Annotated in this window: 10 protein-coding genes; 3 read left to right on the forward strand and 7 right to left on the reverse strand. The window is 74.0% G+C overall.

Annotation, left to right across the window (positions count from 1 at the left end; genetic code table 11):
- Positions 1-8: 8 nt before the first annotated feature.
- Positions 9-1286: a magnesium transporter MgtE N-terminal domain-containing protein gene (locus tag C7C46_RS26270; RefSeq protein ID WP_110672391.1), complete on the reverse strand. Its 1278-nt coding sequence runs from the start codon at positions 1284-1286 to the stop codon at positions 9-11.
- Positions 1287-1441: 155 nt separating this feature from the next.
- On the opposite strand from C7C46_RS26270, the gene C7C46_RS26275 reads away from it, so the two are divergent.
- Together C7C46_RS26275 and C7C46_RS26280 are read left to right on the forward strand one after the other, a co-directional pair.
- The gene (locus C7C46_RS26275; protein WP_110672392.1) at positions 1442-1987 is read left to right on the forward strand and encodes a pyridoxamine 5'-phosphate oxidase family protein; all 546 of its coding nucleotides are present in this window, start codon (positions 1442-1444) and stop codon (positions 1985-1987) included.
- Between the two features lie 174 nt (positions 1988-2161).
- A complete protein-coding gene (locus C7C46_RS26280) occupies positions 2162-3103 on the forward strand; it encodes a DMT family transporter (protein WP_110672393.1) in 942 nt (313 codons plus the stop codon).
- 92 nt (positions 3104-3195) lie between these two features.
- Here the strand turns inward: C7C46_RS26280 and C7C46_RS26285 are convergent, their stop codons facing one another.
- A complete protein-coding gene (locus C7C46_RS26285) occupies positions 3196-4290 on the reverse strand; it encodes a magnesium and cobalt transport protein CorA (RefSeq protein ID WP_110672394.1) in 1095 nt (364 codons plus the stop codon).
- Positions 4291-4396: 106 nt separating this feature from the next.
- Between C7C46_RS26285 and C7C46_RS26290 the strand changes: the two genes are divergently transcribed.
- Positions 4397-5041: a suppressor of fused domain protein gene (locus C7C46_RS26290; RefSeq protein WP_110672395.1), complete on the forward strand. Its 645-nt coding sequence runs from the start codon at positions 4397-4399 to the stop codon at positions 5039-5041.
- Between the two features lie 6 nt (positions 5042-5047).
- Here the strand turns inward: C7C46_RS26290 and C7C46_RS26295 are convergent, their stop codons facing one another.
- From C7C46_RS26295 to C7C46_RS26310, 5 genes are all read right to left on the reverse strand, one after another.
- The gene (locus tag C7C46_RS26295; RefSeq protein WP_110672396.1) at positions 5048-5662 is read right to left on the reverse strand and encodes a MarC family protein; all 615 of its coding nucleotides are present in this window, start codon (positions 5660-5662) and stop codon (positions 5048-5050) included.
- Positions 5663-5809: 147 nt separating this feature from the next.
- Positions 5810-6667, reverse strand: a complete 858-nt coding sequence (locus tag C7C46_RS26300) for a PHP domain-containing protein (protein ID WP_110672397.1) — start codon at positions 6665-6667, stop codon at positions 5810-5812.
- Between the two features lie 156 nt (positions 6668-6823).
- Positions 6824-7462: a DUF6758 family protein gene (locus C7C46_RS26305; RefSeq protein ID WP_110672398.1), complete on the reverse strand. Its 639-nt coding sequence runs from the start codon at positions 7460-7462 to the stop codon at positions 6824-6826.
- A 274-nt stretch (positions 7463-7736) separates the two neighbouring features.
- On the reverse strand, positions 7737-7883 hold the full coding sequence (locus C7C46_RS35290; protein WP_181442527.1) for a hypothetical protein: 147 nt from the start codon (positions 7881-7883) through the stop codon (positions 7737-7739).
- 433 nt (positions 7884-8316) lie between these two features.
- On the reverse strand, positions 8317-9198 hold the full coding sequence (locus tag C7C46_RS26310; RefSeq protein ID WP_110672399.1) for an alpha/beta fold hydrolase: 882 nt from the start codon (positions 9196-9198) through the stop codon (positions 8317-8319).
- Between the last annotated feature and the right edge of the window lie 158 nt (positions 9199-9356).

Below are 9356 nucleotides of genomic sequence, written 5' to 3' on the forward strand. Positions count from 1 at the left end.
GCTTGCGGTCAGGCTCGCTCACTCGCCTCGTCCTCCTCGTGGTGCATCCCGGACTCGCGCCAGTCCTCGGGCAGCAGGTGGTCCAGCACGTCGTCGACGGTGACCGCGCCCAGCAGGTGGTCGGTCTCGTCCACCACCGGGGCGGCCACCAGGTTGTAGGCGGCCAGGTAGCTGGTGACCACCGGCAGCGGGGCGTCCGGGGCCAGTGGGTCCAGGTCGTCGGCGACCAGTGAGCCGACCAGGGTGAAGGGCGGTTCGCGCAGCAGCCGCTGGAAGTGCACGGTGCCCAGGTAGGTGCCGGTCGGGGTCTCGTTGGGCGGCCGGCAGACGTAGATCTGCGCGGCCAGGGCGGGCTTCTGGTCGGCCACCCGGATCCGGGCCAGCGCCTCGGCCACCGTGGCGCCCGGCTCCAGGACGATCGGCTCGGTGGTCATCAGACCGCCCGCGGTGTCCTCCTGGTAGCTGAGCAGGCGGCGCACCGGCGCGGCCTCCTGGGGCTCCATCAGCTGCAGCAGCCGCTCGGCCTCCTCGGTGGGCAGCTCGGAGAGCAGGTCGGCGGCGTCGTCCGGGTCCATCGCCTCCAGCACGTCGGCGGCCCGCTCGTCCTTCAGCTGGCCCAGGATCTCCACCTGGTGGTCCTCGGGCAGTTCCTCCAGCACGTCGGCCAGCCGCTCGTCGTCCAGCGCGGCGGCCACCTCGACCCGGCGCTTGGCCGACAGGTGGTGCATCACGTTGGCCAGGTCGGCCGGGCGCAGCTGCTCGAAGGTGGCCAGCAGGTTGGCCGCGCCCTGGCCCTCCTCGGCCAGCGAGAAGCCGGTCACCGCGGACCAGTCCAGGGTGACCGTCTCGCCCCGGCTCTTGCGCAGCCGACCGGGCCGGCCGCGCTGCACGAACACCTTGCTGATCTGCCACTCGCGCAGCCGGGTCTGCACCATGGCCACGTCCAGCACGGTCGCCTCGGTGCCGGTGGCGGTCTCGGTGACCCGGCGGTCCAGCAGCTCGGCCAGCACCAGGGTCTCGGTCGGGCGCTGCTCGAAGCGGCGCATGTTGACCACGCCGGTGGAGAGCACCTGGCCGGACTCCAGGCTGGTCACCCGCGACATCGGCAGGAAGATCCGGCGCCGGCCGACCACCTCGACCACCAGACCGAGCACCCGGGGCGGGCTGTTGCCCAGCCGCAGCGCGACCAGCACGTCGCGGACCCGGCCGACCTGGTCGCCGTTAGGGTCGAAGACCGCCACCCCGGAGAGATGGGAGATGAAGACCCGGCTGCCTGGTCCTGCCATGCCCGTGGACCTCCTGCCGTCGGCGGTGTGTGCGGGGTCCGAGCCGCTCGGCTGCGGACCCCACCTGGGAAAGGCTATCGAACTGTCATGAAACGGGCAGTGTACGGCGGTGGGCGGCTCCCGCCCGCGAGCCGCCGCCCCGTACGCTGTGCCGCATGGACGGGACCACCGCGACTGCTGACGACTTCCTGGACCGCGCCCTGCTGGAGGAGGCGGTGAAGAAGTCCGGCCTGCTCTGGGTCCGGGCCGCCGGGGCGGCGAGCGCCCGGCCGCTGTGGCACGCCTGGCACGACGGCGCGGTGGTGCTGGTCGGGGACGGCGCCGAGCAGCCGCTGCACGGTCTGCGGGCCGGCGACACGGCCGCGGTGACAGTGCGCAGCAAGGACAAGTGGGGCCGGCTGGTCGCCTTCACCGCCCAGGTCTCGGCGCTGGAGCCGGGCAGCGAGGCGTGGCGCGAGGCGGTCGAGGAGCTCAAGGCCAAGCGGCTGAACGCGCCGGACACCGACACCATCACCGAGCGCTGGGCCGCCGAGTGCCGGGTGCTGCGGCTGGTGCCGACCGGGGCGACCACCGAGCGGCCCGGCGCGATGCCGGAGGCCTCGCACGCGGCCGCTCCGCTGCCGACCCCGGTCACCACGCGCGAGCCGATCCCGGCGGGCCTGCCGAAGCTGGTGCTGCGCCGACTGCTGCGCAAGGGCTGAGCCGGACAAGCTGCGCAGGACGCGCCGAGCCGGACAAGCTGAGCCGGGACGGGCCGACCACCCGGGCCGAGCCGGGCCGGGCCCGCCGGTCTTGCCATCCGGGCGACAGCGGCATCACGCTCGAACGGGCCTTACCGTGGTACGGCCCACCCCGCCGTCGCCCCGAGGAGCGCCGTGTCCGCCATCCGGTCCCAGGCCGCAGATCCTGCCGCCGACCCTGCCGTCGTCGCCGCGCCCGCCCGCCCCGCCGCCGGCCTGCCCCGCACGGACCTGCTGCTGCTCGCCGTCTCGATCGCCGGCATCTCACTGTCCGCCCCCCTGATCAGCGCTACCGCCGCCCCCGTGCTGGCCATCGCCTGCTGGCGCAACATCATGTCGGTCGGCGTGCTGGGCCCGTACGCGCTGCTGCGCCACCGCGACGAGCTGCGCGGGATCGGCCGCCGGGCGCTGCTGCTGGCGGTCGCGGCCGGCGTGCTGCTCGCGGCGCACTTCGCGCTCTGGATGCCCAGCCTGCGGATGACCTCGGTGGCCTCCGCCACCGCGCTGGTCACCACCACTCCGCTGTGGACCATCCTGATCATGCGGCTGACCGGCACCCGGCCGCCCCGGCTGGTCTGGATCGGCATGTGCGCGGCCTTCACCGGGGTGCTGGTGCTGACCGGTGTCGACCTCTCGCTCTCCTCGCGGGCGCTGCTCGGCGACGCGCTGGCACTGGGTGCGGGCCTGGCGGCGGCCGGCTACATGCTGCTCGGCGCCGAGGTGCGACGCACCGTCAGCACCACCGCCTACACGCTGGTCTGCTACACCACCACGGCTCTGGTGCTGCTGGCGGCCTGCCTGGTCGGCGGGGTCAGGATGGGCGGCTGGTCGGCCGGGGTCTGGGGACAGATCCTGCTGCTGATGCTGACCGCCCAGCTGCTCGGGCACTCGCTGAGCAACCGGGTGGTGCGCACCCTGGGGCCCTCGGTCACCTCCACCGCGATCCTGCTGGAGACCCCGGGCGCGGCGCTGATCGCGGCGCTGTGGCTGGGCCAGCTGCCGCCGGTGGCCGCCTACCCGGCGGTCGGGGTGATCCTGCTCGGACTGGCCCTGGTGGTGCGTGGCGGGCGGAGCTGACGCAGGGTCGGAGCGGGGGCCTGGCTGATTGGGGCTCAGGGGCCTCGGACGCCTGGAGGCTCAGAGGCCCGGGGCCCCGTGGGCCCGGAGGCTCAGAGCCAGCCGTTGCGCTTGAAGCCGCGGTACATCCCGATGCAGACCGCCGTGATCCCGGCGAGCACCACGAAGTAGCCGTAGCGGTAGTGCAGCTCGGGCATGTTCTCGAAGTTCATGCCGTAGATGCCGGTGATCATCGTGGGCACCGCGAAGATCGCCGCCCAGGCGGTGATCTTGCGCATGTCCTCGTTCTGCGCCACCGAGACCTGGGCCAGGTTGGCCTGCAGCAGCGAGTTGAGCAGCTCGTCGAAGCCCTGCACCTGCTCGATCACCCGGGCCAGGTGGTCGGCCACGTCGCGGAAGTAGGTCTGCACCTCGGGGTCGATCAGCCGGGCCGCGGCCGGCTCGCTGAGCTGCTGCATCGGCCGCAGCAGTGGGACCACGGCCCGCTTGAACTCCAGCACCTCGCGCTTGAGCTGGTAGACCCGCCCGGCGTCGGTGCCCGGGCCGCCCTTGGGCGAGAAGACGTCGAACTCGATCTCGTCCACATCGGTCTGCATGCGGTCGGCGACCGCCAGGTAGTCGTCCACCACGTGGTCGGCGATCGCGTGTAGCACCGCGGCCGGGCCCTTGCCCAGCAGCCCGCTCTCCGCGGCCTCCTCCTCCAGCCGGCGGCGCAGCCCGGCCAGCGAGCCGTGCCCGCCGTGCCGCACGGTGATCACGAAGTCCGGTCCGGCGAAGACCATCAGCTCGCCGGTGTCCACCACCTCGCTGGTCGGGGTGAGGCTGGGGTGCTCCAGGTAGCAGACGGTCTTGAGCACCATGAAGAGCACCGAGTCGTAGCGCTCGACCTTGGGCCGCTGGTGCGCGTGCACCGCGTCCTCCACCGCCAGCGGGTGCAGGCCGAAGCGCTCGGCGATGCCGGCGAACTCGGCCTCGGTCGGCTCGTGCAGGCCGATCCAGCAGAACGCGCCCCGGGCGTCCCGCACCTGGCGCACCGCCTCCTCGGGCGAGCAGCTGGTGCCGATCCGGTGACCGGCCTGGTACACCGCGCAGTCGACCACGGCCGAACTGGACCGGTCCTGGCCCGCGGCCGCTTCCTGACGACGGGTCGGCCGCACGGCGGCCCGCAGATTGTTGATCATCGACATCCGGGTTCCTCCGCTCGAACGGTCACCCTAACAGCAGGTGAACGCGGTGCCGAGGAGCCGGGGAGCAGTCCCCGGGCGCCGCCGGGCGGCCCGGTACGCTCCGGGTATGGCCCATGACTTCCCGCTCTTCGGCGACCCCAGCCAGCCGCACGGCCCGCTCGGCCCGAGCCGCGCCGAGGTGCTGGCCGCCGTGGAGGCCAGGCTGCTGACCACCTTCGGCGAGCCGAGCGGGCGGGCGGCCGTCACGTTCCTCGGCGCGGAGCGGATCGAGGTGCTGCGGTTCGGCCCCGACGCCCAGGGGCTGCTCCGCTACGCGACGCTGGGCATGGCCGCCGCGCCGATGGCCGACCCGACCGCCGCGGTGGCCGACCGGGTGCGCGGCCCGCGCGCCGAGCTGGTGCTCACCCTGCGGGCCGGGCGCGACGAGGTGCTCCGGGCGCTGGCCACCTTCGCCGCGACCCCGCAGGTGGAGGGCCTGGTGGTGGCGCCGGGCAGTTCGCTGGACCTGGGCGAGGCGCTGTGGCCGGGGGCGCCGTTCACCTCGGTGCTGGTCGGCGAGGGCGGCGGCCTGGTGGCGGACCTGGAGCTGCCCGAGCCGGCCGAGGCGGTCCGCTTCCTGCCGCTGCTGCCGATGACGCCGAACGAGGCCGCGCACAAGCGCGTGCACGGCGCCGGTGAACTGCAGGAGCGCTGGCTGGCCAGGGGGACCGACCTGCGCGACCCGGACCGGCGCGGGGTGGCGCTGGACTGAGGGGCGTCACTCGTAGGTGTGGATGAACCCGTAGACGCCGCTGGCCACCAGCTGCACCGCGATCGCGGAGAGCAGCAGGCCGCTGAGCCGGGTAATCAGCACCACGCCGCCCTCCTTGATGATCCGGATGATCACCAGCGAGAACCGCATGGTCAGCCAGAGCACCACGTGCATGGCCACGATCGCGCACCAGACCGCCAGCTCCTGCGCGCTGCCGTGCGCCTTCTGCACCGCCAGGATCACCGCGACGATGGCGCCGGGCCCCGCCAGCAGCGGAGTGCCCAGCGGGACCAGGGCCACGTTGACGTCCTTGGTCTGGGTCGGCTCCTCGATCTTGCCGGTGAGCAGGTCGAGCGCGATCAGCAGCAGCAGGATGCCGCCGGAGACCTGCAACGCCGGGATGGAGACGTGCAGGTAGTCCAGGATCTGCCGGCCGAACAGCCCGAAGCAGGTGATCACTCCGAGCGCCACCAGGGCCGCCTGCCAGGCCATCCGGCGCTGCACCCGGGCCTTCCGGCCCGAGGTGAGGGCCAGGAAGATCGGGATGGTGCCCGGCGGGTCCATGATCACGAAGAGCGTGACGAAGAGCGAACCGAAGGTCGTCCCGTCGAAGAAGCCCATGTCCGCATTGTCGGGTTCGCGGGGCCGGTGCCGCCTGTCCGGCTGGGCTGACCGGGCGTCACGGTTCGGGCGGGGCAGGGCGGCAGGGCGGGCCGGGGGACTGCGGGCGGTGGTGCGGGCGGCTGCGCGCGCGGTGGCCGTGCGGCCTCAGCGGACCGGCTCGACCCCCGTGGCCTGGGCGAGCAGCTCCTCGAAGGCGTGCGGCGCGGTGGTGAACGCGCCGAGCCGGACCGCCTTGCGGGCGCCGTGGTAGTCGCTCGAGCCGGTGCAGAACAGCCCGAGCTCGCCGGCCAGGCCGCGCAGCCGCAGCCGGGTCGGCTCGTCGTGGTCGGTGTGGTCGACCTCCAGGCCGCCCAGCCCCGCCAGCGCCAGATCGGCGATCACCTGGTCGGAGACGGTGCGACCGCGCTTGACCGCGCCTGGGTGGGCGAAGACCGGCACCCCGCCGGCCGCCCGGACCAGGCGGACCGCGGTGACCGGGTCGGTCTCGTGCTTGGGCACGTCGGCCCGGCCGCCGTTGGCCAGCCAGTCCCGGGTGAAGGCCTCGTCCACGGTGGCCACCACGCCCGCCTCGACCAGGGCGCTGGCGATGTGCGGTCGGCCCACCGAGCCGTCGCCCGCGATCCGCTGCACCTGCTCCCAGCTGATCGGCGCGCCGAGCTGCCGGCACCGCTCCACCACGGCCTGGCCACGCCGGAACCGGTCGTTGCGCACCAGCTCGCGCTCGGCGGCGAAAGCCGGCTCGGCGGGGTCGAAGAGGTAGGCCAGCAGGTGCATGCTGACGCCCTCGACCCGGCAGGACAGCTCCGCGCCCGGCACCAGGGTCAGTCGGTGACCGGCCGGCAGCGCCCGGACCGCCGCAGCGGCCTCCGCGTGGCCGGCCACTGTGTCGTGGTCGGTCAGTGCGACCACGTCCAGGCCGGCGGTGACCGCGGCGGCGACCAGCTCGGCCGGGCTGTCGGTGCCGTCGGAGGCGTTGCTGTGGGCGTGCAGGTCGATGCGCAAGGGCGGGGCTCCTGGCTGGACGCGGTGGACCGAGTGGCGCGGCCAGGATAGTCGGGCACCTGCGGGTGACGGCGGGTCAGCCCGGGTGGCGGTCCGCGGCGCAGCGCCCCGGCCCTCGGCGGGGCGGGGCTGGTTCAGGCGGGGTGGGGCGGGGTCTCAGCCGAGCAGGCGGGGGGAGAGGGCGCCGCAGGGGAGCAGGTCCAGCTCGGCGCCGGCGTCCCGCAGGTCGGTCAGCACCAGCTCGTCGTACATCATCAGCGCGGACTGCTCGGGCCAGGCGATCGCCCACAGCCAGATGCCGCGGGCCTCGCCCACGTACACCGCGCGGTCAGGCGGAGCGCCCTCGACGTGCCACATCGAGGTCGGTCGCCCGGCGGCCATCACCTTGACACCGGCGGGCTTGTCCAGGTCGAGCGCGCTGCCCGCATCCGGGCCCGGCAGGCCGGCGTACCGGGCGCCCAGGCCCACCCCGAGCTCCTCGGCCACCAGCACCAGCTCGCCGAAGCCGCCGAGCGGGGCCGGACCGGAGCAGGCCACGGCAGTGGCGCGGGCACCCGAGACGTCGTCACCCGCGTGCGCGATGCCGGTGTAGAGCCAGCCGACCGGGAGCGGCCACGGCAGCCAGACCGGAACCTCCGAGCGGCCGACCGCCACACCCAGGGCCTCCACACTGGGCGGCAGCACCGGCTGCATCGGGTGGACGGCACCGTGCTGGTCGCACTGCCAGGTGTCGGAGAAGAGACCGGGGGCGCGCACCCGACCGGCGCACCTCGGGCAACTTGGCTCGCCCCTCATAACTGCCAACGCTCCTCCCTCCGGACCGCCGCGTCAAGGACGGTCACCCGTACGGAGTGCGTCGCTCGTGCTCGGTGCGCTGCCGGCCAGGTGGCGGTCCCCGCTAGGGGATGTCCCGCGCGGCTCGGCGGCAAACGTCGGGCAGGTGGTGGTGCGCAGGGGGCGACTGGGGGAGGGGCGGGCGGTCCGGGGCGGGAACGGCTGACGCCCCGTCACCGGGGAGCGGGTGGCGGGGCGTCAGCTGGATGGTGGTCGGAGCTGGTCCGACGCACCGTCAGACGGCCTGGAAGGGGCGGATGTAGAGGCGCGCGCCGGTGCGGGCTGCGTCCTCCACCAGGCTGCGGACGGCCTCAGCCTCGACGATCACGCGATCGACGGCGGTGCCCTGCTGGTCGTCCAGTCGGAGAATCTCGAAACGCATGGGCCTCTCCTCTCTTGGCCCCGGGGTGAGCCGGGGCGGTGGGGTGGTGCTCATCGGTACCGACGGTGGTGCCTCGGTCAGTGCCACGTCTTCCCCTTGTCGCAGCCGTTGGTCGGACGCCCCCGGGTTGCCGCCGGGGGTGAGACTGCTGGGCCCTCGTACATCAGGGTCGCGGCGGGAGCTTTCCTGGCGGTTGCCCGCCTGTGAAGTCCCGGTTACTCGACTGCCGCGGTGCGGCTGGTGCGAGGTGTGGACGATGTGCTGCGTGGGGTGACGTGCATGACTCGATGGGAAGAACCGCGGTGGTGGGCGGTTCATTCCCGGTCTGAATCAAATATTACCGGACCTAATGAAAATCGGTCCGCCCGACAACGGCTGGAGTCTGGCTGGAGCCATCGGTCGGGGCGGGTCGGAGGGGTTGCCGCTCGGGCGGTCAGGCCGGGATCGCGGATGTCCAGAACTCGACCAGGGCGGCGGCCGTCTCGGCCGGGCGCTCGGCGTTCGGGGAGTGGCCGGCGCCCTCGATGCGGCGGTAGGCGGCGCCGAGCCGGTCGGCGGTGCGGGCCTGCTCCTCGACCGGCCAGGCGTAGTCCCGGGCGCCGGACACCCACAGCTTGGGCAGCGGCACGGCGGCCAGCTCGGCGGTGCGGTCCGGCTCGCCCAGCAGGCGCTCGCCCATCGCCAGCAGCGCCTGCGGCACGTTGGCCAGCCAGCGGCGGTGCAGGAAGTCCGCGATCTCCGGCGCGGGCTTGGCCGCCTGGTCACCGCCGCCCTCCTCCAACTGCTGCATGATCTGCCAGATCGGCTCCAGGTCCAGGCCGGTCAGCGCGTCCATCAGCAGCTTGGTGCGGGCCGCCTCGGACGGTTCGATCGGGCCGGGGCCGGTGGCGAGCAGGGTGAGCGAGGACCAGGGGAGCGCGGTGCCGCTCGCCAGCACCGCCTCGCGCGCCACGAAGCCGCCGAAGGAGTGGCCGAGCAGGTGGAGCGGGCCCCCGTCGGGGGCGGCCACCGCGGCGGTCAGGGCGAGCAGGTCGCGGCCGAGTTCGGGGAGGGCGTACGCCGCCCGGTCGGCGGGGCCGCCGGTCTCGTACTGGCCGCGCTGGTCCACCGCGAAGGTGCGGAAGCCGGCGGCGGCCAGCGGCTCCAGGAGGGCGATGAAATCCTCCTTGCTGCCGGTGAAGCCCGGCACCAGAATCGCGCTGCCCCGGGGGGTGCCGCTCGGCTCGGCGCACAGCACGGCGAAGCTGCCCCGGGCGGTGGGCAGGTGCGTGGCGGTGGCGCAGGCGGGGAGGGCGAGGAAGGGCGGGGTGCTCATCGGGGCGCTCCTGGCGGTGGGGCGGGGTTGGGCGTGGGGTGGCGGGGTTTCGGTGGCACCTTATGGGGAGGCGGGCGGCCGAAGGGGGATGGCGGGTGTCCACTGACCGCGGGGGCCGATGCGGGGGCAAAAGCACGATGACCGGTGACGACTGACAG

The organism is Streptomyces tateyamensis (assembly GCF_003205575.1).
Taxonomy (GTDB): Bacteria; Actinomycetota; Actinomycetes; order Streptomycetales; family Streptomycetaceae; genus Kitasatospora; species Kitasatospora tateyamensis.

Coding starts and splice junctions, on each gene's coding strand:
- C7C46_RS35290 (WP_181442527.1), bottom strand. CDS start 7,883: ATGCGTTTCGAGATTCTCCGACTGGACGACCAGCAGGGCACCGCCGTC.
- C7C46_RS26285 (WP_110672394.1), bottom strand. CDS start 4,290: ATGTCGATGATCAACAATCTGCGGGCCGCCGTGCGGCCGACCCGTCGT.
- C7C46_RS26275 (WP_110672392.1), top strand. CDS start 1,442: ATGGACGGGACCACCGCGACTGCTGACGACTTCCTGGACCGCGCCCTG.
- C7C46_RS26305 (WP_110672398.1), bottom strand. CDS start 7,462: ATGAGGGGCGAGCCAAGTTGCCCGAGGTGCGCCGGTCGGGTGCGCGCC.
- C7C46_RS26270 (WP_110672391.1), bottom strand. CDS start 1,286: ATGGCAGGACCAGGCAGCCGGGTCTTCATCTCCCATCTCTCCGGGGTG.
- C7C46_RS26290 (WP_110672395.1), top strand. CDS start 4,397: ATGGCCCATGACTTCCCGCTCTTCGGCGACCCCAGCCAGCCGCACGGC.
- C7C46_RS26310 (WP_110672399.1), bottom strand. CDS start 9,198: ATGAGCACCCCGCCCTTCCTCGCCCTCCCCGCCTGCGCCACCGCCACG.
- C7C46_RS26295 (WP_110672396.1), bottom strand. CDS start 5,662: ATGGGCTTCTTCGACGGGACGACCTTCGGTTCGCTCTTCGTCACGCTC.